The sequence below is a fragment of the Hymenobacter segetis genome, from assembly GCF_054776495.1.
In genome coordinates this window covers 178,425-198,838 of sequence record NZ_BAAHBV010000003.1, presented here as the reverse complement: position 1 = coordinate 198,838, position 20,414 = coordinate 178,425, and the positions used below count along the sequence as shown (strand labels likewise).

General features: G+C 60.9%; 22 protein-coding genes and 2 tRNA genes. 14 read left to right on the top strand and 10 right to left on the bottom strand.

Translation table 11 applies throughout. The annotated features are described in order from the left end of the window. Nucleotides 1-225: 225 nt before the first annotated feature. On the top strand, nucleotides 226-966 hold the full coding sequence (locus tag ACYU70_RS17835) for a metal-dependent hydrolase (RefSeq protein ID WP_342297041.1): 741 nt from the start codon (nucleotides 226-228) through the stop codon (nucleotides 964-966). 386 nt (nucleotides 967-1,352) lie between these two features. Next, on the top strand, nucleotides 1,353-2,360 hold the full coding sequence (locus ACYU70_RS17830) for an NYN domain-containing protein (RefSeq protein ID WP_342297043.1): 1,008 nt from the start codon (nucleotides 1,353-1,355) through the stop codon (nucleotides 2,358-2,360). Nucleotides 2,361-2,435: 75 nt separating this feature from the next. Here the strand turns inward: ACYU70_RS17830 and ACYU70_RS17825 are convergent, their stop codons facing one another. Continuing rightward, the gene (locus ACYU70_RS17825) at nucleotides 2,436-2,915 is read right to left on the bottom strand and encodes a PaaI family thioesterase (protein ID WP_342297045.1); all 480 of its coding nucleotides are present in this window, start codon (nucleotides 2,913-2,915) and stop codon (nucleotides 2,436-2,438) included. 113 nt (nucleotides 2,916-3,028) lie between these two features. Between ACYU70_RS17825 and ACYU70_RS17820 the strand changes: the two genes are divergently transcribed. Then, complete coding sequence (locus ACYU70_RS17820; RefSeq protein WP_342297047.1) at nucleotides 3,029-3,334, top strand: Mpo1-like protein; 306 nt, start codon at nucleotides 3,029-3,031, stop codon at nucleotides 3,332-3,334. Here ACYU70_RS17820 and ACYU70_RS17815 read toward each other — a convergent pair. Then, nucleotides 3,331-3,789: a GNAT family N-acetyltransferase gene (locus ACYU70_RS17815; protein ID WP_342297049.1), complete on the bottom strand. Its 459-nt coding sequence runs from the start codon at nucleotides 3,787-3,789 to the stop codon at nucleotides 3,331-3,333. The two genes, ACYU70_RS17820 and ACYU70_RS17815, sit on opposite strands and share 4 nt — an antisense overlap. Before the next feature lie 104 nt (nucleotides 3,790-3,893). Between ACYU70_RS17815 and ACYU70_RS17810 the strand changes: the two genes are divergently transcribed. Continuing rightward, nucleotides 3,894-4,385 (top strand): YajQ family cyclic di-GMP-binding protein, encoded by a 492-nt coding sequence (locus ACYU70_RS17810; RefSeq protein WP_342297050.1) that lies wholly within the window; start codon nucleotides 3,894-3,896, stop codon nucleotides 4,383-4,385. Nucleotides 4,386-4,479: 94 nt separating this feature from the next. Next, on the top strand, nucleotides 4,480-5,253 hold the full coding sequence (locus tag ACYU70_RS17805) for a TerC family protein (RefSeq protein ID WP_342297052.1): 774 nt from the start codon (nucleotides 4,480-4,482) through the stop codon (nucleotides 5,251-5,253). 87 nt (nucleotides 5,254-5,340) lie between these two features. Here the strand turns inward: ACYU70_RS17805 and ACYU70_RS17800 are convergent, their stop codons facing one another. Together ACYU70_RS17800 and ACYU70_RS17795 are read right to left on the bottom strand one after the other, a co-directional pair. Next, nucleotides 5,341-5,751, bottom strand: coding sequence for a hypothetical protein (locus ACYU70_RS17800; RefSeq protein WP_342297053.1), 411 nt, complete (start codon nucleotides 5,749-5,751; stop codon nucleotides 5,341-5,343). A gap of 45 nt (nucleotides 5,752-5,796) precedes the next feature. After that, nucleotides 5,797-6,330 (bottom strand): RNA methyltransferase, encoded by a 534-nt coding sequence (locus ACYU70_RS17795; protein ID WP_342297054.1) that lies wholly within the window; start codon nucleotides 6,328-6,330, stop codon nucleotides 5,797-5,799. Nucleotides 6,331-6,579: 249 nt separating this feature from the next. Here ACYU70_RS17795 and mutS point away from each other — a divergent pair, with 249 nt between their 5' ends. The 3 genes from mutS to ACYU70_RS17780 all read left to right on the top strand — a co-directional run bounded on the left by mutS (nucleotide 6,580) and on the right by ACYU70_RS17780 (nucleotide 9,649). After that, a complete protein-coding gene (mutS, locus tag ACYU70_RS17790) occupies nucleotides 6,580-9,273 on the top strand; it encodes a DNA mismatch repair protein MutS (protein ID WP_342297133.1) in 2,694 nt (897 codons plus the stop codon). Between the two features lie 131 nt (nucleotides 9,274-9,404). Then, nucleotides 9,405-9,480: transfer RNA gene (locus ACYU70_RS17785), tRNA-Gly, on the top strand. Nucleotides 9,481-9,566: 86 nt separating this feature from the next. Further along, nucleotides 9,567-9,649 (top strand) — tRNA-Leu (locus tag ACYU70_RS17780). A gap of 224 nt (nucleotides 9,650-9,873) precedes the next feature. Here ACYU70_RS17780 and ACYU70_RS17775 read toward each other — a convergent pair. From ACYU70_RS17775 to ACYU70_RS17765, 3 genes are read right to left on the bottom strand one after another with little or no spacing between them, the layout of a single operon-like run. Next, nucleotides 9,874-10,380: an XrtX-associated membrane protein gene (locus tag ACYU70_RS17775; RefSeq protein ID WP_342297056.1), complete on the bottom strand. Its 507-nt coding sequence runs from the start codon at nucleotides 10,378-10,380 to the stop codon at nucleotides 9,874-9,876. After that, entirely contained in the window at nucleotides 10,373-10,957 is a 585-nt protein-coding gene (xrtX, locus tag ACYU70_RS17770; RefSeq protein WP_342297058.1) for an exosortase X, read from the bottom strand. Before xrtX ends, ACYU70_RS17775 begins: the two co-directional genes overlap by 8 nt. A 57-nt stretch (nucleotides 10,958-11,014) precedes the next feature. Continuing rightward, the gene (locus tag ACYU70_RS17765; protein WP_342297059.1) at nucleotides 11,015-11,233 is read right to left on the bottom strand and encodes a PID-CTERM protein-sorting domain-containing protein; all 219 of its coding nucleotides are present in this window, start codon (nucleotides 11,231-11,233) and stop codon (nucleotides 11,015-11,017) included. Between the two features lie 310 nt (nucleotides 11,234-11,543). Here ACYU70_RS17765 and ACYU70_RS17760 point away from each other — a divergent pair, with 310 nt between their 5' ends. Then, complete coding sequence (locus ACYU70_RS17760; RefSeq protein ID WP_342297060.1) at nucleotides 11,544-12,539, top strand: AAA family ATPase; 996 nt, start codon at nucleotides 11,544-11,546, stop codon at nucleotides 12,537-12,539. A gap of 74 nt (nucleotides 12,540-12,613) precedes the next feature. On the opposite strand, the gene ACYU70_RS17755 is transcribed toward ACYU70_RS17760, so the two are convergent. The 3 genes from ACYU70_RS17755 to ACYU70_RS17745 form a co-directional block, all read right to left on the bottom strand. Continuing rightward, nucleotides 12,614-14,923: a T9SS type A sorting domain-containing protein gene (locus ACYU70_RS17755; protein ID WP_342297062.1), complete on the bottom strand. Its 2,310-nt coding sequence runs from the start codon at nucleotides 14,921-14,923 to the stop codon at nucleotides 12,614-12,616. 160 nt (nucleotides 14,924-15,083) lie between these two features. Further along, nucleotides 15,084-16,121, bottom strand: a complete 1,038-nt coding sequence (gene mnmH, locus ACYU70_RS17750; protein WP_342297063.1) for a tRNA 2-selenouridine(34) synthase MnmH — start codon at nucleotides 16,119-16,121, stop codon at nucleotides 15,084-15,086. Between the two features lie 114 nt (nucleotides 16,122-16,235). Further along, a complete protein-coding gene (locus ACYU70_RS17745) occupies nucleotides 16,236-16,949 on the bottom strand; it encodes a pyridoxine 5'-phosphate synthase (RefSeq protein ID WP_342297064.1) in 714 nt (237 codons plus the stop codon). A 162-nt stretch (nucleotides 16,950-17,111) separates the two neighbouring features. Here ACYU70_RS17745 and ACYU70_RS17740 point away from each other — a divergent pair, with 162 nt between their 5' ends. The 5 genes from ACYU70_RS17740 (at nucleotide 17,112) to ACYU70_RS17720 (ending at nucleotide 20,400) form a co-directional block, all read left to right on the top strand. Next, entirely contained in the window at nucleotides 17,112-17,573 is a 462-nt protein-coding gene (locus ACYU70_RS17740) for a GatB/YqeY domain-containing protein (protein WP_342297065.1), read from the top strand. A gap of 93 nt (nucleotides 17,574-17,666) precedes the next feature. Next, entirely contained in the window at nucleotides 17,667-18,197 is a 531-nt protein-coding gene (locus ACYU70_RS17735; protein ID WP_342297066.1) for a CvpA family protein, read from the top strand. 2 nt (nucleotides 18,198-18,199) lie between these two features. Further along, the gene (locus ACYU70_RS17730; protein WP_342297067.1) at nucleotides 18,200-18,796 is read left to right on the top strand and encodes an anthranilate synthase component II; all 597 of its coding nucleotides are present in this window, start codon (nucleotides 18,200-18,202) and stop codon (nucleotides 18,794-18,796) included. Between the two features lie 11 nt (nucleotides 18,797-18,807). Next, the gene (locus tag ACYU70_RS17725) at nucleotides 18,808-19,590 is read left to right on the top strand and encodes an alpha/beta fold hydrolase (protein ID WP_342297068.1); all 783 of its coding nucleotides are present in this window, start codon (nucleotides 18,808-18,810) and stop codon (nucleotides 19,588-19,590) included. Between the two features lie 135 nt (nucleotides 19,591-19,725). After that, nucleotides 19,726-20,400: a CBS domain-containing protein gene (locus ACYU70_RS17720; protein ID WP_342297070.1), complete on the top strand. Its 675-nt coding sequence runs from the start codon at nucleotides 19,726-19,728 to the stop codon at nucleotides 20,398-20,400. The last annotated feature ends 14 nt before the right edge of the window (nucleotides 20,401-20,414 follow it).

Sequence of the window (20,414 nt, the reverse complement as noted above, 5' to 3'; positions counted from 1 at the left end):
AGGGCAAATGAAGTAGCCCGGCCAGATGAAAATCCGGTCGGGCAGCGGGGTAAATACACCGCAATGGTAACGAAGGTTTCCGGACTAGCCTCGTCATTCTGAGCGGCACGAAGAATCTGAATAATGTGGAATTGACCACTAATCGATTTGCGATAATCACGCGCTAATTCGCGGTGCTCAGCAGGACAACTGGTAGCTTCGTGCCCCCAATTCCCCATTCCTTGCATGCGCGGCTCTTCTCACCTGGCCATCGGCCTCATCACCGGCGTGGCCGTGGCCGGGCTGGCCCCGGGCATTCCGTTCTCATTGGCCGGTATTGCCCTGGCCGGCTTCTCCAGCCTCGCCCCCGACCTCGACCACCCCGATAGCCGCCTCAGCAAGCGCCTCGGTTTCACCCAGACTTATGTGCGCTGGGCCTTTGTGGCCGCAGCGCTGGCCCTGGCCGCCTACGCCTACCTGCAGCTGCGGCCTGGGGCCGAGCAACGCCTGTTCTACACCGGCGCGCTGGCCTTTGGGCTGATTGGCGTGGGGATGCAGGGCGGCTCCACGCGGCGGCTGGCGCTGTTGTTCACGGGCCTGGGCACGGTGGTGGCCGGCCTCTATACCGAGCAATTGTGGCTAAGCCTGCTGGGCACGTTTGTGGCGCTGGCGCCCTTCACCGCGCACCGCTCTTGGACGCACACCATCTGGGCCACCGCGCTCTGGACCTACATCGGCTACCTCGCCGACCAGCACCTCGGCTGGCGCGGCGTGGCCCTGTACGCGGGCAGCGGCTACGCCTCCCATCTGGTGGCCGATACCCTCACCAAATCGGGTGTGAGGTGGTTTTTGCCCATCTCGGAGTTCTCCTTTAAAGTGCCGCTTATCAGCACCGGCTCGGCCAGCGGCAACCTGCTGGAAGTGGGCATTTGCGTGGGCTATGCGCTGCTGGTGCTGGGGCTGGTGGTGGGGCACATGGGCTTTTAGCCGGGCGCGGCTCCGCCGATTGGCGCAGTGGTACCAGAAACGCCATCCGCTTGATTGTGGGCGCTGTTGCATAAGTCAGCTAAGACCGTTAGCTTCGCAGCAGATATGCTGGTAAAATAGGGTCGATTTTGTATTGAATCGTGTTATTATTCTGCGTTTTCAATCGTTTTCGCCAGCCGGTATCCTTTAAAATCAATTAAGCTACATTTTAATCCCATCAACGGCCGCCTTCTATCGGGCCGCTTTGCTGCCTGGGGTTGCCTACTGACTATACTGAAAGCTGGAACGGGTGACGAGTAATTTGTCGCGTGTGGTTCCGGCATTTCTCTTGATTCACACTCCTAGTCCCACTCAAAACACTTCTCTAACTTTACTTAACGCATCCCATGAACCAGATGAACAGCCCCTTGATTCGGGTTGGTGTCTTTTATGACGGCAACTATTTCTTAAAAATTAGCGACTATTATTATTTCCAGCACGAACGCAAAGCCCGCATTAGTCTGGAAGGCCTGCACGAGTACATTCGCCACCAAGTTGCTGAGGAAGAAGATGTTGACGTGCGCCTGGCGCAAATCACCGATGCCCACTTTTTCCGCGGCCGCCTCTCCGCCACCGAAGCCCGCGACAAGGACCGTCTGTTCCACGACCGCCTGCTCGACGACATCCTGATGAACCTGGGCGTGCAGACGCACTACATGGCCCTCAAAACCCGCGACGGCCGCCTCCAGGAAAAAGGCATCGACGTGTGGCTGAGCCTCGAAGCCCTCGAACTCGCCCTGCACAAAACCCTCGACGTGGTCGTGCTCATCGCCGGCGATTCCGATTACGTGCCCCTCATCCGCAAGCTCAACACCGTGGGCACCCGCGTGATGCTGCTGAACTGGGACTTCAAATACGAAGACTTCAAGGGTGAAACCCGTGTTACGCGCGCCTCGCAGCAGCTGCTGGAGCAGGTGACCTACCCCGTGGCCATGCACGACGTGATTGACCGCGGCCTCGCCCAGCAGGACGAGGTGGTGGAAGCCATGTTTGTGAACCAGTCGGAGCCCGCCGCTTTTGCGCCCAGCACCGCTGCCGCGCCCAAACTGGCCCGTCCCACCGGCCCCACCGCCGCCGGCCCCGTGGGCACGCTCGGCATGAGCACCATCAAAAACCTGAAAAACGGCTTTGGCTTCGTGGTAATGCCCCCGAACAACCTGTTCTTCAGCTACGCCGACCTGACCGAAGGTGACTTCAACGACCTGCGCGAAGGCGACTGGGTCGAGTTCACCGTGGGCCGCAACCACCGCGACGAGGACTGCGCCCGCAACGTGCGCAAAGTGCCCGCCCCGCAAATGACCGACGGCGACGACGAGTACGAGCCCGTAGGCGTACACGCCACCGCCGAGCTGTAATTCGACTACTCGTTAAGATAAAAAAAGCCCGCCAGATAATTCTGGCGGGCTTTTTTGTCTTAACTAAGGTAATGCCTACCCCATCAACAGTTGCGCAAAGTCGCGTTTGGAGGCCGGGTAGCGGTTGAAAGTGCCTAAGCCACGCGCTACGGCTACATCGCTGTGGCCCGCCTTCACGCGGTAGACTACGCAGCTGCTCACCACCAGCGAGTTGCCGCTATGGTCGACTACGCCGCGTGCTACCAATTCATCGTGTAAATGCACGGCGTGCAGGTAGTTCATCTTGAATTCGACGGTGGATACCAACTCCATTTTGGTGAAGGCCAGGGAAAGGGCGGCCGCGCCCAGGGCCGCGTCCATCAGGCCGGCCAGCACGCCGCCGTGGCAGGTGTTGGGGGAGGAGAGGTGCTCGTCGCGGATGACCATGCGGTATTCGATTTGGCCGGGCGTGCTCACCGTCAGCTCCATGCCGTTGGTGCGGCCGTAGTGGTTCATCTGGTTGTAAGCAGCCACCATGGTGGCGAGGTCGGGGAGAACAGGGGCTTTGTCGGACATGGGTGAGGGCGGGAATTGCCACGGCAAGTTTGCCGAAAAATTTGCTTGATTTGTTGAGTGCGGCATTTTTCGGGGGCGAAAAGCCGTAGTTTCCCCTCTTTCTGATTCCCGCCATGTCCTTGCAGCCACTCACGTTTGCCGAGTTTTATCCCCGCTACCTGCGCGAGCATAGTCGGCGGGGTATGCGGGTGCTGCATTTCGTGGGCACTACGCTGTTTATCATCTGCCTCGTGATGCTGCTGCGTACTGGCAACTGGAACTGGCTGGCGGCCGGCGTGGTGGCGGCTTATGGCTTTGCCTGGGTCGGCCATTTCTTTATTGAGCACAACCGGCCAGCCACCTTCCAGCACCCGTGGTATTCGCTGCTGGGCGATTTCCGCATGTATTTCGACTTGTGGCGCGGCCGCGAGAAATTCTAAAGCTGCTTCCGCATCAGAAAATGCGGGATTTCACCAAACAGCAGGTGCGAAGGCTCGACCACTGCGTAGCCCAGCTTTTCATAAAATCCCACGGCCTTTTCGCGGGAGTGCAGCACGATTTCTCGCAAGCCCACCACCCGCGCCTGTGCTTCCAGATAAGCCACCACGCGCTGCCCCAAGCCTTGGCCCGCCGCCTCCGGTGCTACGGCCATAAAGCGGATTTGGCCCTGTTCATCACTGGTGGGCTGGAGCATGCCCACGGCCAGCGCGGCGGGCGGGCCGGTGGTTTCGGCCAGCAGCAGGGCGTGGATGGTGCCGGGCTCGTCATCGGCCGGCACGCGCTCCGAGCCGGGGGGCTGCTGCCAGGGCTGGCGCAGCACGGCGTAGCGCAGGGCATAGTAGGCGGCCCACTCGGCGGGGGTGTGGGGTGGCTGGATGGCGGTGGCTGAATTCATGAGGGAAACGTGAAGTGTGAGCGCAACCAAGGCCGATGCGGGGCGTTACCTTTGCGGCCCGGCCAATCCCGGTTTAATCTTCTCAAAACTACGCCCCACCCGCCATGGCATCCTTCGACATCGTGAGCAAAGTTGACCCGCAAACCCTCGAAAACGCGGTAAATACGGCCCAAAAAGAACTCCAGACCCGCTACGACCTGCGCGACACCAAGGGCGGCATCGAGCTGAATAAAAAGGAAAACACCATCCTGCTGTCGTCGGAGAATTCGATGCGCATCAAGGCGCTGGAAGACATCCTGCTCGGCCGCGTGGTGAAGCAGGGCATCGACGGCACCAGCCTCGACTTCTCGGCCGATGAGCAGCCCAGCGGCCAGCTAATCAAGAAGACCATCAAGGTGCGCGCCGGCGTGGACAAGGAGTTCGGCCGCAAAATCATCAAGGCCATCAAGGATGCCAAGGTGAAAGTAGAAGCCCAGATGCAGGACGACCAGGTGCGCGTGTCGGCCAAGAAAATCGACGATTTGCAGGCGGCCATTGCCGTGCTCCGCAAGGCCGATATCGGCCTGCCGCTGCAATTCGTGAACATGAAATCCTAGCGCGAGGAAATAAGGTGGGAAAGCTGTAATGCCGGGGCTGCTTGCTCCGATTAAGCTTTTTCACAACCCCAGATATCACCCCCAGAGTTACTTAATGTACGATTTTTCGGCTTTTGCCCACCCCGCTACCTGGGTTAGCTTGCTCACCCTCACGTTCATGGAAATCGTGCTGGGGATTGACAACATCATCTTCATTTCCATCGTCGTGAACCGGCTGGCGAAGGAGCAGCAGGCGCGGGGCCGCACCATCGGCCTACTGCTGGCGCTGGTGTTCCGCATCGGCCTGCTGCTGAGTATTTCCTGGATTGTGAGCCTGCGCAACCCGCTGTTCAACCTGCCCAATTTCCCGTGGCTGGACGACAAGCCGTTTGGCGTGACCGGGCGCGACCTGATTCTGCTGGCCGGCGGCCTGTTCCTGATGTACAAGAGCACCACCGAGATTCATACCAAGCTGCAGGGCGAGGAGGAAGAGGAAACCATGGGCGGCAAAGGCGCGTCGATGATGAGCATCATTCTGCAAATCGTGGTGATTGACATCGTGTTCAGCTTCGATTCCATCCTCACGGCCGTGGGCCTGGTGGACAACGTGTTGGTGATGATTGCAGCCGTGATTTGCGCTATGGGCATCATGCTGAGCTTCAGCGGCGTGGTGGCCAATTTTGTGAATAACAACCCGACCATCAAGATGCTGGCGCTGTCGTTCCTCATCATGATTGGCTTCATGCTGGTGATGGAAGCCGCCCACAAGGAAATCGAAAAAGGCTACCTCTACTTCGCCATGGCTTTCTCGCTGACGGTGGAAGTGCTGAACCTGCGCCTGCGCAAGAAAACCAAGCCCGTACACTTGCGCGACTCACAGTACGACTAAGAAATTTTTACTCCAGAAAGCGCAGCCAAAAGGCGCAGAGGTCGCAGAACGTTCTGCAACTTCTGCGCCTTTTGGCTTCAGTGAGAATTACACGATGGCCATTGCTGCTACTTCATTCGCTTGGACGAGGACACGGCGCTGGGCCATCTCGAGCAGGCGGCGGTTCAGTTCGGAGCGCTGCTGGCGGTAGAAGGCATATTCATCAGACGTGAAAAAGCCAGTTATCAGGCCCACCACGGTATAGCGCAGTTTGGTATTGCGGGTCAGCAACTCGGTTAGCTGGTGGTGCTGGTCGGTGGGACGGAGGGTGATGTGGTGGTCGCACACGAAATCGGCCACCACGGCCAGCAGCAGGTCATTTTGCAGCTTCATCACTGGGCGTAGCGTGGTGTGTAGGAAAGCCCCAACGGTGCCATCTGCGTCGGTCGTTTCGGTGACGACGACGGGGCGCAGGGCCAGCAGGGCCGCATTGGGGCGGGCGAATTCAGGGACGGACATGGCGGGCGAAAGCAGGGAAACCGGCGCGCCCGTCAATGGTTGCCGCTACACCACGCCCAGTTTCACCAGCGCGTCCCAAAGCACCACGCCGGCGGCCACGCCCACATTGAGCGAGTGCTTGGTGCCGAACTGCGGGATTTCCACGGCCACGTCGCACAACGCCAGCACGGCATCGTCCACGCCGAATACTTCGTTGCCCATCACCAGCGCCAGCGGGCGGCCGGGCTCGGGCCGAAACTGCGGCAGCGAGACGCTGCCAGTTGTTTGCTCCACGGCCGCAACGTGGTAGCCGGCGGCTTTGAGGGCGGCCACGGCGGTCACGGTTTCGGCTGCGTATTCCCAGGCCATAGATTCCTCGCTGCCCAGCGCCGTTTTGGTGATTTCGCGGTGCGGCGGGCGCGGTGTGTAGCCGCAGAGGTAGATTTTTTCGAGCGCAAACGCGTCGGCCGTGCGGAATATCGCTCCCACGTTGTGCATGCTGCGCACGTTGTCGAGCACCAAAACCACGGGGCTTTTGGGCGTACTTTTGAAGTCATCAACCGAGGCCCGGTTCAGCTCGGCCATTGTGAGTTTTCGCATGGAAATAGCGCGAACTTTGCGGTTCGCTTTGTCGGTTTAAAATAGGGTGGCAGGCAGGTTTGATGCGCTTCGTCAAGCTGCGTTCACAACTTCGGAAACTGCCGCTCCCTCTTGTTCACATCAAAAAGCTGCGCCCTGCAAAGGTCGCGCGCCGTTGCCTTGCCTGCACCCAAAAAAGAATTCGTTATCAAGTCCGTCGGCCCCGACCACTTCACCGTGCCCATCCCGGCCGTGACCGAAACGCCGCTGATGAAGCAGTATTACCAGCTCAAGCAGCAGCATCCGGGCGCGGTGCTCCTATTCCGGGTGGGCGATTTTTACGAAACCTTCGGCGAAGATGCCGTCACGGCCAGCCGCATTCTCGACATCACGCTCACCAAGCGCGGCGCGGGTAGCAGCAGCGAAGTGGCCCTGGCTGGCTTCCCGCATCACTCGCTTGATAACTACCTGCCCAAGCTGGTGCGCGCCGGCCAGCGCGTGGCCATCTGTGACCAGCTCGAAAACCCCAAAGAAGCCAAGGGCCTGGTAAAGCGCGGCATTACCGAGCTGGTGACGCCCGGCGTGAGCATGCACGACAACGTGCTCGAACGCCGCTCCAACAACTACCTCGCCGCCATCCATTTCGGCAAAACAGAAGCCGGGATTTCCTTCCTCGATATCAGTACCGGCGAATTCCTGGCCGCCCAGGGCACCTTGGATTACCTGGGCAAGCTGATGCAGAATTTCAGTCCCGCCGAAGTGCTTTTCTGCAAAAAAAGCCGGGGTGATTTTGAGCAAAACTTTGGCCCCGACTACTGCACTTACGCGCTCGATGACTGGGTTTTTGGGGCTGACTACGCCCACGACATTCTCACCCGCCACTTTCGCACCACGTCGCTGAAAGGCTTCGGTGTTGACAACCTGAAAGAAGGCGTGATTGCGGCCGGCTGCATCCTGCACTACCTCGCCGAAACCAAGCACACCGACATCCAGCACATTGCCAGCCTCGGCCGGCTGGAGGAGGACAAGTACGTATGGCTCGACCGCTTTACGGTGCGCAACCTGGAGCTGGTGCACGCCCAGCACCCCGGCGGCGTGCCCCTTATCGACGTGCTCGACCAGACCCTCACGCCGATGGGAGCACGCTTATTGCGCAAGTGGATAGTGTTGCCGCTCAAAGAAGTAAGCCAGATTCAGCGCCGCCTTGATACCGTGGCGGCTTTAGTTGCCGATGAAGAATTGCTGGCCGACCTCACTCAGCACCTGCGCCAAATCAACGACCTAGAGCGCCTGATTTCCAAAGTCGCCGTGCGCCGCGTGAACCCGCGCGAGCTGCTCCAACTGGCCCGCGCCCTCGAAGCCGTGGCGCCCATGCGCGAGCGGCTGGCCGCCTCCGGCGTGAAGGCGTTGGTAAAACTGGCCGAGCAGCTCAACCCCTGCGCCAACCTGCGCCAGGAAATCTTCGCCAAAATCAAGCCCGATGCGCCCATCCTCACCAACCAAGGCGGCGTGCTGAATGCGGGTATTGATACCGAGCTGGATGAGCTGCGCGCCCTGGCCTTCTCGGGCAAAGACTACCTGTTGCAACTCCAACAGCGCGAGCAGCGCAATACCGGCATCTCGTCGTTGAAAGTAGCTTACAACAAAGTGTTTGGCTACTACCTCGAAGTCACCAACGCCCACAAAGACAAGGTGCCCGCCGAATGGATTCGCAAGCAGACGCTGGTGAACGCCGAGCGCTACGTGACCGAGGAGCTGAAAACCTACGAGGAGAAAATCCTCAACGCCGAGGAAAAACTCTTCGTGATTGAACAGCGCATTTATAACGACTTGGTGCTGGCGGCGCTTGATTTCGTGCCCCAGATTCAGCAAAATGCCCGCGCCATTGGCGTAATGGATTGCCTAGCCAGCTTCGCCCTCACGGCGCGGCAGCAGCGCTACGTGCAGCCCGTGGTGAACGACGGCACCCTTCTCGACATCAAAGCCGGCCGCCACCCCGTCATCGAGCGCCAGCTGCCGCCCGGCGAAAGCTACATCCCCAACGACATCTGCCTCGACCAGGACGACCAGCAGATTGTGGTGATAACCGGCCCCAACATGGCCGGCAAATCTGCCCTGCTGCGCCAGACGGCCCTAATCGTGCTGCTGGCCCAAATCGGTTCTTTCGTGCCCGCCGATGCCGCCACCATCGGCATCATCGACAAGATTTTCACCCGCGTTGGCGCTTCCGACAACCTGAGCAAGGGCGAAAGCACATTTATGGTGGAGATGACCGAAACCGCCTCCATCCTCAATAACCTATCGGACAGAAGCCTGGTGCTGATGGACGAAATCGGCCGTGGCACCAGCACCTACGACGGCATCAGCATCGCCTGGGCCATCGTGGAGCACCTGCACAACAACCCCAAAGCCAAGGCCAAAACCCTCTTCGCCACCCACTACCACGAGCTCAACCAGCTGGCCGACGACTGCTCCCGCGTCCGCAACTACAACGTAGCCGTGAAGGAGGCCGACGGCCGCATCCTCTTCCTGCGCAAGCTCCAGCCCGGCGGCTCCGAGCATAGTTTCGGCATCCACGTGGCGCGGCTGGCCGGCATGCCCACCAGCGTAGTCCTGCGCGCCAACGAAATCATGCATCACCTCGAAGTGGAGCGCACCAGCGCCGGTGCCGAGGACAACATGCCGACAGAATTCGACGATGTGCTGGCCGGCATTGAGCCCAATGGCAATGCCACGCGCGCCGGTATAGCCGTGCCGCCGCCCCGTGAGCCTGCTCAGCCCAAACCCCGTGCCACTACGGCCGTAGCCACTGCCCCCCGCGCCCAGCTCAGCATCTTCGAGCCGAGCGACCCGGCCCTGGAGCGCATCCGCGAGTTGCTCCAGCACCTGGATGTGAACACGCTCACGCCCATCGAAGCGCTGATGAAGCTGAACGAATTGAAGCTGACATTAGGGAAAGGTTAAATTTTTCGGCCTGAAAATGAAGCAGAAAGGCCTCTGGGATGAATATTTCCACACCTGCTACTTGCTTCCTCAAAAAATCGCCCTACCTTTGTCGCACCATTCAGCACAACGAAAATTGTTCTGAACCTCCTGCGAGAGTAGCTCAGTTGGTAGAGCGCGACCTTGCCAAGGTCGAGGTCGCGAGTTCGAACCTCGTCTCCCGCTCCAAAAACAAAAAACGCTGTCTTCGGACGGCGTTTTTTGTTTAAACAGAGTCCAGATTTTTTAGAGTAGTTTTGGCATTCGCCAAGCCTGCCGGAGTGGTGGAATGGTATACACGAGGGACTTAAAATCCCTTGCCTTCACGGGCTTACGGGTTCGAGTCCCGTCTCCGGTACAAAATATAAGGACGCAAAAAAGCCGGCCCACTTCGCAAAGTGGCCGGCTTTTATTGTGTTATTAGCTCACAGTAGAGCCCATTTTGAGGATGGTAGTTGACGCAACAGTCTAGTATCCACAGCGCTCAAGGCCATTGGGGAGCGTGGAACATGATGTTGCTACCGATTGGTGCGCCTGAGAGCATCACCGCCGTTACTAACATTCACAGCACATTGATAGACTCTAAACACGGGGCATCTGTGGGCCGAATCCTGCCCGGAATAGCACATACAGGCCTGCCAACGGCAGTGGGCTTACCACGAAGTCCAGAATCTGGCGGCTGAGCCGGTAGGCCCACACAGCATCGCCAGCCAGCTTGCCCACTAGCACAATGCCCACGTACACAGCCAGCGTGCCAGCATAAAGTGCCACCGCCACGCGCCACTGGGCTGGGGCCAACAGCAGCCGAAGCAGCAGCAAGCAAATGCCAAGGTAAAGGGCCGCGTAGGTGGCCACGGCGGGCAGCAGCCGCTTAGTGATTCCGCCGTTAATGCCTTGCTGCATGGCTGCTGCCATGTGTTGGAGGCCAATGGCGGCCAACAGCCGCTGCCACATGTTGGTCAGAAAGGAGAGGGTTTGCTCATCATACACGCCAATGAGTAGCAGTGCCAGCAGGAGCAGCGCTACCAGTGCCCTGCGGCCCGCTGGCCGGGAGCGTGTTGCCGGCCGGGCCAGGGGCAGGTCAGGCACTGGCAAGTGCAATTGGCGGGGCAGGGCGCGGGCTATTTGTTGTTGCTAGGCGTTTGGCCCACAGCATCCAAAGTCCGAAAATGCAGCCATACACCACGAAGGTGAACGTGTAGTGGTGGTTGAAGTCGACGGATTTATGGGCGTAATGGTGGTTGATAGCCAGGGCCGCCACGCGCACCACGTTCAGTACCCAGATAAGCGCAATGCCCGCCGGAATGAACCATAGCTTCCGGCGCCAGGAGCCAGGAAAAGCCAGCACAAACCCCGCGAAAAGCGCATAAAGCACCAGCCCGTTGCAAGGAATGCCTACAATCACGGAGGGGTGGCCGCTCATCAGCAGCAGGTAGGCGTTGTGCGGTGCCACGGCGGCATCGAAACCAGCAGTTTGCAGCACCCGGGCACTGGCCCGGGCAATGTTGGCGCACAAAGCGGTATCCAGGCGGCCATCGAGGGACAGCCACCGCTCGTAGCCAAAAAACCAGACCAGATACATCGCCGTGGCCGCCAGCAGAAAGCGGAGCAGAAGCCGATTGCCAGCGTTGTGTGCAGTGGGGGAGGCAGCCAAAAAATCAGCCATAAGCCGCAAGAGTAAGGTGCAAAGCAGCGCCAGGGCAACTACCCTGGGCCAGGACCATTAAGCCTGTTTGCGCCGTACCCGTAGGCGCTTGAGGCCGTAGGCCACGCCGCCGGCCAGCAGCAGCGACACGCCGCCGTCAATAGGGGTGTCGATGGGGTCCGGGTCGGGACCGGGGCCGCCGTTATTCGGATTCGTTCCCTGTGCCAGGGCAATGGCGCTGGAGGTCATTACCAGTGCGAGCACCGGCAGTAAGCGCTTGAGGAGAAGTAACTTCATACGTAAGGTGCCAAACAGTGGGGTAAATTTGATAAATGCACGTGAAAGTAGGAGAGTGTAAAAGTAGAAGAATCTTTTAATTATACCTCTAAATGATGCCAAATTATGGGCTGACTTTGTTGTTCGATACGTGTATGACTCAATTAAGTTCTTATTATCAAGGTATTAGTATGCAAAATAGTCTCGGTTGAGTAGGCTCGGACTATCAACTGGGAAGCCTGGCAGGGCTTAAGAAATAGGATGCTCTGGTACCCGCTAGCACCGGCGTTGTGCCTACCTTGCAGCTACTGTTTTGCCCATTATCTTACGTATGACCCCTGTTTCTGATACTTCCGTGCCAGCGGCACCCATTGATTATCATCCGCTCATCCGCCAGGTATTTGCGGAGATGGGCAAGGTGGTGGTGGGGCAGCAGCCCCTGCTCAGCCGCCTGCTGATTGGGCTGTTTACTGGCGGGCATATCCTGCTGGAAGGGGTGCCGGGCCTGGCCAAAACCCTCACCATTTCGACGCTGGCCAAGGTGTTGCACCTGCACTTTCAACGGGTGCAGTTCACGCCGGATTTGCTGCCTTCGGACCTGGTGGGGACTATGATTTACAACCAGAACCAGTCGGTTTTTGAGGTGAAGAAGGGGCCGATTTTCGCCAACCTTGTGCTGGCCGATGAAATCAACCGCTCGCCGGCCAAGGTGCAGAGCGCCCTGCTCGAAGCCATGCAGGAAAAGCAGGTGACCATCGGCGATACCACATATCCGCTCGACCTGCCTTTTCTGGTGCTGGCCACCCAAAACCCCGTGGAGCAGGAAGGCACCTACCCGCTGCCCGAAGCCCAGGTGGACCGCTTTATGCTGAAGGTGCACGTGGACTACCTCAAGAAGGCCGACGAACTGGAGGTTATGCGCCGCATGGCCAACCTCAGCTTCGTGGAGGACGTGCAGCCCATTCTGACCAAGGAAGATATTTTCGGCATCCGTCAGCAAATCAACCAGGTACAGATTTCGGATACGCTGGAAAATTACCTCATTGAGCTGGTGTTTGCTACCCGCCGGCCCGCCGACTACGACCTGCCCGAATTTGCCCAGGCCGTGCAGTTTGGGGCCAGTCCCCGGGCCAGCATTGCGTTGCACCGCGCTTCCAAGGCCGTGGCTTACCTCGAAGGCCGTGACTACGTGCTGCCCGAAGACATTAAGGAAGTGGCGGCCGATGTGCTCAACCACCGCATTCTGCTCACCTACGAGGCTGAGGCCGACGGCATCCGCACCCAGGATTTGATTGAGGCCATTCTGCGGAAGGTGCCCATCAGCTAGATGCACGATGCAGCAAGGGCAATAAAAAAGGGCTGACCATGCGGTCAGCCCTTTTTTATGCAGTGTGGGGGTGGTTATTCCACTACCACGCGCTTCACTACGAGGTCGGTGCCGGATTTCAGGGCCAGCGTGTAGATGCCGGGGGCAAGGCTGCTCACGTTGAAATCGGCGGTGCCGCCGGCGGCAGGCAGGCTCAGCTGGCGCGACTGCACTACCTGGCCCAGAGCGTTGCTTAGCGTGGCCGAGGCGGTGCGCAGGCTGGTGGGCACGCTGAGCTGGAAGCTCTGGCGCGCGGGGTTGGGGTACAGGCTCACGGTGGCGGCCAGGGCGGCGTTGGTAGTGGCCGTGATGGTGCTCAGCGTTGCGGCCAAAGCCGGGCGGAACGTAACGCCGGCCAGGCTGCCCAGGTCCGCGAATGTGGTGCCATCAAAAACATAGAAGGTATTCAGGCGTAACGGCGACTCGGTCTGGTAAGCCAGGCCTAGGTTGGTGGTCGTGAGCTGGCGCACCCCTACGAAGAAATCACCGGTAACCGCAGTAGCCGGGATGGTCACCACATCGGCACCACCGGCTAACGGCCGCACCCGGGCGGGAGACGTGTATAGCACCGTGCCGGGGGTACCGGTAGCGGATACGGCTGCTACCAGCACCTGATAGTTGTTCGAGGCGGTGGCCGTGCCTACGAAGGTGGGCGTTACGGCCGTCACGGCGGCGTTGGCGGTGCTGGCGGTGTATTTGGCGTAGAAGGCGGCCGTGGTCACCGTGGTAGAGTTCGAGCCAATGCCACCCGCAAAGGTGGTGGTGGCCGGCGATACGTAGCTCAGACCATTGGCGGAAACAACTTGGGGCTCGGCCAGCGAATTATTGGTGGTTACGGCATCGTTGGGTACGCTGACGCTGACGGTCACGGTGTTGGTGCCAATCGTGCCGCTGGGGTAGGCGGCGAATACCACGGTGGCCGAAGCGCCGGCGGCCAGGCTGGCCACGGTCTGCGTGTTGGTGAAGGTATTGGCTCCCGTCACGTTCAGCGTCACGGTCACATTGGTTTGGGCAGCGGTGCCCACGTTCTTCACCACGGCCTGCACCGCGTGGGGAGACACATAAGGCGAGAGCTGCCCGAGGGTATAAATGGCGCTTACCGCTGCATCATTCGCGGCCGGCGCCGTGACGCAAATGGAGAACGCGCCGCTGGCGGGGCTGGCGAAGTAGGAGTAGTAACGCACCAGATACGTGGTGCCGGCCGTGAGCGTGGTCAGGGTCAGGGTTTCGTTGTTGCCACTTGCATCCGAGCAGGCCAGGCTAACCGGCGCGCCGCAAGCGCCGGAAAACACTTCCATCACGCCATCAAAGGCACCGGTGATGGCGATGGTGTGCGTAGAACCGGTGGCCGTGAAGCTATACCACACATCCTGGGCGGCCGTGGCCGTGTAGCCGCCGCAAAGGATGGGTGCCAGCGACTGGGTGGCGCCGGCTACGCTGCCGGTCGTGGGGGTGCAGGTGGTGCCGGGCGTCAGGACCGTGGCCGTGGCGCAGTCGTCATTCGCTACCGTGGGGGCGGTGGCGGTGCCGGGCACGAAGCGGTAGGTACGCCCTACATCGGGCCGAACTGAGCCCCGATAATTGTAGAAGTTATTCGTGAAGTCGTAGTAGCCGGTGATGAAAGGCGTGGTGCTCCACAGTGCGGCCGAGCTGGAGCGGTCGGCCAGCACGGTTTGCCCGTTCGCAATGCCCGAGCCTTTGATGCCCACCACGGCAAACCGGTAGTCATCCGGGTTTGGCCCCTGGGTGGTGGTGCCGTACACGAATTCAATGTTGCCCGTGGTTTCGTACAGCTTCACCTGGAAATTCATCGAGCCGTATTGCAGGTCGTATTCCAGGGTTTTATCGGCCACGTTTTTCCACTGGATGGTGCACACCCGGTTGGGGGCCGTGCCGGTGGTGGCCACGCGGTACTCGGTACCGCCCGCGGCCGAGCCGGCGGTCAGGTCGAAGTTGAAGGGCGCGATGATGTTAACATCGGCGGCATCGGCACTGTAGATGGGGTCTTCCTGCGTAGCCGTGCCCGATTCCGGCAAAAACAAGTCGGCCGCCGACGGGGCCGTGGCTCCGAGCTTGAGGAAGCCGTTCGTGTTCAGCACGAATTGGGTGAAGGCCGTGCCGTTGTAAGTAAACGTGAAGCCAATCGGCTGGGCGGCCGAGTTGGCGTCGTCGGTATTGGCCGTGGCGATGGCGGTGCCAGTAGCAGCCAGGTCGGTGTAGGTGCCGGCGGTGTTCACCACATTGGCCGGGTCATAGCCCAATTGGGCGTGGGCCGCAAACGGCAATAACGCGAACGGCAGCAGCCGGCCGGCGTGTTTAAGCCGGGTTTGTAAGTTTGTTAACATGAGGAGGGTGGAGAAGTGGGGAATAAAAAAAGGTAAAAAAATAGGATGCGCGGGGCCGGCATCCAATGGGTAATCAATAGAAAAGGCCGCAGCCTTAGTGCACCGGCAAATGACGGTGCCGTGCCGGCTACTGTTGCACAATTATCGACTGACAGCGCTTTTACCGCGACGTTTGGGCCGTTTCGGCAGCGGCGTGTAGCAGCCGCGCGGCATTCGCGGCGGCATCGCAGCCGGGTACCGGTACGAAAGTACGGGGCGGCTCCTCGGGGCGCGGGGCTAGGCCGTAGGTGTAGGTCTTGTCATAATAATCGAGCACCAGCTCCACCATCAGCGGGAAGTCGCCGGCCGCCACGGCGGCCAGGGCCTGCTGGGTGGCCAAGCCGCCCAAGCGCTTGCGCAGGCGCTCGATGGCCTCGGCCAGCAGCTGCGGGTCTTCGGCCCCGTACTCGGCGGCCAGCTTGGCCACGCGGGCGGCGCGGGGCACTTCCAGCACGTAGCGCGGGGCGGCCTGCAATTGGGCAAACAGCCCGGGCGGGATGGTGAGGCGGCCAATCTGCCGGCTTTCGTCTTCTACCCAAATAGGTGCATCGGTAGGCAGCCGGGCCAGGGCGGCGGCCAGGTTGTTCTCGAACTGCTCCTGCGTGGGCTGGGTTGGCTGCCCAATGCTGCCGAAGGCCGAACCCTTGTGGTGGGCCAGCCCTTCGAGGTCGAGCACCAATTGGTCGGGCGTGGTGGCCAGCTCGTGCAGCACGTCGGTTTTGCCGCTGCCGGTGAGGCCGCCTAGCACCCGCCATTGTCGGGGCTGCGCAAAAGAGGCCAGCACAGCCCGGCGGTAGTCCTTGTAGCCGTGGTCGAGCAGGTGGACTTTGAAGCCGGCCAGCTCCAGCAGCCACAGCACCGCGCCGCTGCGCATGCCGCCGCGCCAGCAGTGCAGGCGCACTTCCTTGCCGGGCACCAGCTTTTTGGCCTGCTTCACCATCTGGGACATCTTCGGCCCGAAAAACTCCAGGCCCAGGTGCACGGCCCGCTCCTGGCTCACCTGCTTGTAGGTGGTGCCGATGCGGGCCCGCTCCTCATCGGTAAACAGCGGCAGGTTGAGCGCGCCCGGCACGTGGCCCTGGGCAAACTCAATGGGGGCCCGCACGTCGAGAATCGGGTAGGGGAGGTCTTGGAATTCAGAAAGAGGATGGCGGGGCATGGCGGATGTGTACGTGCTTATAGTGAAAAGGACCGGCCGCACTTCGGAGACGCCGGACGCCGGCGGCGGGTGCCACTTACCCCCTTGGGCATGGCCCGCCGCCGCCGGCGGGTGCTACTTCAGCTGCCGCAGGTACAGCTGCACCGTGTTTTCGAGGCCCAGATACAGGGCGTCGCACACCAGGGCGTGGCCGATGCTCACTTCGGCCAGCTCGGGCAGTTGCTGGTGCAGCCAGGCCAGGTTGTCGAGGTCGAGGTCGTGGCCGGCGTTCACGCCCAGGCCCAACTGGCCGGCGCGGGCGGCCGTGGCGCGGTAGGGGGCCACGGCGGCTTCGCGGTCGGCGAGGTACTGCACGGCGTAGGCTTCGGTGTAGAGCTCGATGCGGTCGGTGCCGGTGCTGGCGGCGGCTTCCACCAGGTTCACGTCGGGGTCGAGGAAGATGCTCACGCGGGCCCCGAAGGACTTCAGCTCGGCCACCACTTCGCGCAGAAACTGCTGGTGCGTCACTACGTCCCAGCCCGCGTTGGAGGTGATGGCGTCGGGCGCGTCGGGCACCAGCGTCACCTGCTCGGGGCGCACCTCGCGGCACAGGTCCAGGAAGTCGGGGGTGGGGTTGCCCTCCACGTTCAGCTCGGTGGTCACGATGTGCTTGAGGTCACGCACGTCTTGGTAGCGGATGTGACGCTCGTCGGGACGCGGGTGCACCGTGATGCCCTCGGCCCCGAAGCGCTCGATGTCGCGGGCGGCCTGCAGAATATCGGGGCGGTTGTGGCCCCGGGCATTGCGCAGGGTGGCCAGTTTGTTGATGTTGACGCTGAGCTTGGTCATGGAATTAAAGAAAGAAGGGTAGGAGAGGGCGCGGGCCGGTTGTCATCCTTGCCGGCTGGTTGCCGTAGCTTCGGGGCGAAATTACGTCTGGTGCCACCGTCGGGCGCGGCCGGCCGTATTTCCCTCGTACAACCTGCGCTAACCCGCCCAACCATCCATCCCATGCTCAAAACCACTATCGACGCCGCCATCAAGCAAGCCATGCTCGCCAAAGACAAGGTGCGCCTCACCGCCCTGCGCAGCATCAAATCGCAAATCATGCTGGCCGAAACCGCCGAGGGCGCCAGCGAAGCCGGCCTCACGCCCGAAGCCGAGCTCAAGCTCCTCAACAAAGCCGCCAAGCAGCGCCGCGACGCCGCCGCCATCTACAAAGAGCAGTTCCGCTCCGACCTCGAAGAAACCGAGCTCGCCGAACTGGCCATCATCGAAGAATACCTGCCCGCCCAGCTCACCGAAGCCGATTTGGTGGAGAAGCTGGTCCACATCATCCAGCGCGTAGGTGCCACTGGCCCTTCCGACCTGGGCAAAGTAATGGGCGTAGCCGCCCGCGAGCTCTCCGGCCAGGCCGACGGCAAGCGCATCTCCGACGTACTCGGGCATTTGCTGAACAACACGAACCTATAATCAATGAGTGAATGGGCGAATGGCTGAATAAGTGAATAAACTCGCTTGATAATTCAGCCATTCGCCCATTCACTCATTCACCCATTGTAAGCAATGACGGCCCTCGACATCCTCCTGCTCCTCCCGCTCGGCATCGGGGCCGTGAAGGGCTATCGGCGCGGGCTGGTGCTGGAAGTGGTGTCGCTGCTGGCCTTCGTGCTGGGCGTGGTGGGCGGGCTGAGCCTGCTCTCGGCCGCCGTGCCGCTGGTGCGGCAGTACGTGGGCGATGCCTTCGGAATGCTACCGCTGGTGTCGTTCGCGCTGGTGTTCGTGGCCATTATGTGGGGTGTGCACCTGCTGGGCGGCCTGCTCAAAACCGCCGTCCACCTCACCCCGCTGGGCGTGCTCGATAATTTGTTGGGCGGCGCGGCCGGCGTCATTAAGTGGCTGCTGGGCTTGAGCCTGCTGCTCTACGGCACCCGAATATCGGGCCTGATGCTTCTCTCGCCCAATTTGGTGGCGGGCTCTCAAATCCTGCCCATTGTAAAGCAGGCCACGCCGCTGGCCCTGCAAATCACGGGCTACGTGCTGCCCGTTGGGCAGGACCTGCTGGGACGAATGCGGGCGGCGTTTGTTAAAAGCTGACCATGCGCCTGCTGCTGCTTGATAACTTCGACTCCTTCACCTTCACCCTGGCCGATTATCTGCGCCAACTGGGGGCCGAAGTCGTAGTGCGCCGCAACGACGTGCCCTTGGCCGAGCTAAACGTGCCCGAGTTCGATGGCGTCGTGCTCTCGCCCGGCCCCGGCACCCCGGCCGAAGCCGGCGTTATGCCGGCCGTTATCCACGCGTTTCATCAGCAAATGCCCATGCTGGGCGTGTGCCTGGGCCACCAGGCGCTGGGTGAGTTTTTCGGGGGCGAAGTGGTGCGGGCCGCCCGCCCCATGCACGGCAAAGTCACCGACATGCGCTGCGATACCTCCGACCCGCTCTTTGCCAGGCTGCCGGCCGTGCAACCCATCACGCGCTACCACTCGCTCATTCTCGCCGAGCCCCTGCCGGCCGTGCTCCAGGCCCTGGCCCACACCACTGGCCCGGCCCCCGAGCTTATGGCCTTGCGCCACCGCACGTTGCCGCTCTACGGCGTGCAGTTTCATCCCGAAGCCCTGCTCACCCCGCACGGGCTGGCAATTTTGGGCAATTGGCTCCGCTGTTGTATCATTGCCAAAACCGCCGGTAATTGAGGAAATACGAGATGGAATTGCGCCGCCAGCACCAGCACGGGTACGAATTTGTGGATGAAGGCCAGGGGCCGGTATTGCTGCTGCTGCACGGCCTGTTCGGGGCCCTGAGCAACTGGCAGGATGTAGTGCAAGAGTTCTCGCCCGACTACCGCGTCATAATCCCCCTGCTGCCCGTCTACGACATGCCCCTAACCCAAGCCGGTGTACCGGGCTTGGTCGCCTACGTCGAAGGGTTCGTGAAAGCCCTTGAATTACCGGCCACGTTCACCGTGCTCGGCAACTCCCTCGGCGGCCACATCGCCTTGGTCTACACCCTGAAAAACCCCGCCCGCGTCAGCCGGCTGGTGCTTACCGGCAGCAGCGGCCTGTTCGAGGACAGCATGGGCGGCTCCTTCCCCAAGCGCGGCAACTACGCCTACGTGCAGGAGCGGGTGGGCTATACTTTCTACGACCCCAAAGTAGCCACCCAGGAGCTGGTCGATGAAGTGTTCAACGTGACCAACTCCAATGCCAAGTGCCTGCGCATAATTGCTATCGCGCGCTCGGCCCAGCGCCACAACCTGAGCAAGGAACTGGCTAAAATCACCGTGCCCACGCTATTGGTCTGGGGCCTGAATGATACCATCACGCCGCCGCCCGTAGCCCACGAGTTCGAGCGTCTGCTGCCCCACGCCGAGCTACGCTTCCTCGACCACTGCGGCCACGCCCCCATGATGGAGCGCCCCGCCGGCTTCAATGCCTACCTGCGCCACTTTTTGCGTACTACCGAAGCCACCCCCGCCCTGGCTGCCTAAAAGGCCGATATCCTTCTGCCGGCCCGATTGTTGTTCACTATTCCATCACCCGCCCGGTGATAATTTATGCCTTTCACTTATTTCTTTTCACCCAATTCGGCATCTATATCTCATCCCTCCTAAACTGCTACTAATATGCCCGCCCTGCTTGCCGAAGACCTCCTCAACGAAATGATTCCGCCCCTCAAGGGCACCGATTCGGCGGGCAAGGCAGCGCGCTGGCTCGATGAATTTCACGTGGCCCAGCTGCCCGTGCTCGACAACCGGCACTATCGCGGCCTCGTCACCGAAGCCGACCTCGCCGATTTCGACGACCCCGAAACACCCCTCTCCGAAATGCCCCTGGGCTACGCCGATGCCTTCGTGCGCCCCGACCAGCACTTCTACCGCGTGATGGAGCTGGCCATTGAAAATAAAATCCAGCTCGTGCCCGTCGTCGATGAGCACCAGGAATACGCCGGCGTGGTCACCATTGCCGATGCGCTGGCTGCTTTCGGGCAGCAACCGGCCGGCGGCCAGGGTGGCATCATCGTCCTCACCATGGAGGAGCGCGACTATTCGCTCACCCAAATCAGCCGCTATGTCGAGGAAAACAACGCCAAAATCATGAGTGCCCTGGTCGCTCAGGATGAAGTCGACCCCCACCGCATCCGCCTCACGCTGAAGCTGAATACCGACAACCTGACCCGCATCACGGCCACGCTGGAGCGGTTCGGCTACGTCGTGACGGCCCAGTTCAGCGGCACCGCCGTTGCCAACGACGACGAGCAGGAGCGCTACGATGCCCTCCTGCGCTACTTGAGCGTGTAAAGTCGGGTGCTGTT

Excerpts from the sequence above, each read along its gene's own strand:
- ACYU70_RS17835 (WP_342297041.1), top strand. The coding sequence starts at position 226 with ATGCGCGGCTCTTCTCACCTGGCCATCGGCCTCATCACCGGCGTGGCC.
- ACYU70_RS17830 (WP_342297043.1), top strand. The coding sequence starts at position 1,353 with ATGAACCAGATGAACAGCCCCTTGATTCGGGTTGGTGTCTTTTATGAC.
- ACYU70_RS17825 (WP_342297045.1), bottom strand. The coding sequence starts at position 2,915 with ATGTCCGACAAAGCCCCTGTTCTCCCCGACCTCGCCACCATGGTGGCT.
- ACYU70_RS17820 (WP_342297047.1), top strand. The coding sequence starts at position 3,029 with ATGTCCTTGCAGCCACTCACGTTTGCCGAGTTTTATCCCCGCTACCTG.
- ACYU70_RS17815 (WP_342297049.1), bottom strand. The coding sequence starts at position 3,789 with ATGAATTCAGCCACCGCCATCCAGCCACCCCACACCCCCGCCGAGTGG.
- ACYU70_RS17810 (WP_342297050.1), top strand. The coding sequence starts at position 3,894 with ATGGCATCCTTCGACATCGTGAGCAAAGTTGACCCGCAAACCCTCGAA.
- ACYU70_RS17805 (WP_342297052.1), top strand. The coding sequence starts at position 4,480 with ATGTACGATTTTTCGGCTTTTGCCCACCCCGCTACCTGGGTTAGCTTG.
- ACYU70_RS17800 (WP_342297053.1), bottom strand. The coding sequence starts at position 5,751 with ATGTCCGTCCCTGAATTCGCCCGCCCCAATGCGGCCCTGCTGGCCCTG.
- ACYU70_RS17795 (WP_342297054.1), bottom strand. The coding sequence starts at position 6,330 with ATGCGAAAACTCACAATGGCCGAGCTGAACCGGGCCTCGGTTGATGAC.
- mutS (WP_342297133.1), top strand. The coding sequence starts at position 6,580 with ATGAAGCAGTATTACCAGCTCAAGCAGCAGCATCCGGGCGCGGTGCTC.
- xrtX (WP_342297058.1), bottom strand. The coding sequence starts at position 10,957 with ATGGCTGATTTTTTGGCTGCCTCCCCCACTGCACACAACGCTGGCAAT.
- ACYU70_RS17765 (WP_342297059.1), bottom strand. The coding sequence starts at position 11,233 with ATGAAGTTACTTCTCCTCAAGCGCTTACTGCCGGTGCTCGCACTGGTA.
- ACYU70_RS17760 (WP_342297060.1), top strand. The coding sequence starts at position 11,544 with ATGACCCCTGTTTCTGATACTTCCGTGCCAGCGGCACCCATTGATTAT.
- ACYU70_RS17755 (WP_342297062.1), bottom strand. The coding sequence starts at position 14,923 with ATGTTAACAAACTTACAAACCCGGCTTAAACACGCCGGCCGGCTGCTG.
- mnmH (WP_342297063.1), bottom strand. The coding sequence starts at position 16,121 with ATGCCCCGCCATCCTCTTTCTGAATTCCAAGACCTCCCCTACCCGATT.
- ACYU70_RS17745 (WP_342297064.1), bottom strand. The coding sequence starts at position 16,949 with ATGACCAAGCTCAGCGTCAACATCAACAAACTGGCCACCCTGCGCAAT.
- ACYU70_RS17740 (WP_342297065.1), top strand. The coding sequence starts at position 17,112 with ATGCTCAAAACCACTATCGACGCCGCCATCAAGCAAGCCATGCTCGCC.
- ACYU70_RS17735 (WP_342297066.1), top strand. The coding sequence starts at position 17,667 with ATGACGGCCCTCGACATCCTCCTGCTCCTCCCGCTCGGCATCGGGGCC.
- ACYU70_RS17730 (WP_342297067.1), top strand. The coding sequence starts at position 18,200 with ATGCGCCTGCTGCTGCTTGATAACTTCGACTCCTTCACCTTCACCCTG.
- ACYU70_RS17725 (WP_342297068.1), top strand. The coding sequence starts at position 18,808 with ATGGAATTGCGCCGCCAGCACCAGCACGGGTACGAATTTGTGGATGAA.
- ACYU70_RS17720 (WP_342297070.1), top strand. The coding sequence starts at position 19,726 with ATGCCCGCCCTGCTTGCCGAAGACCTCCTCAACGAAATGATTCCGCCC.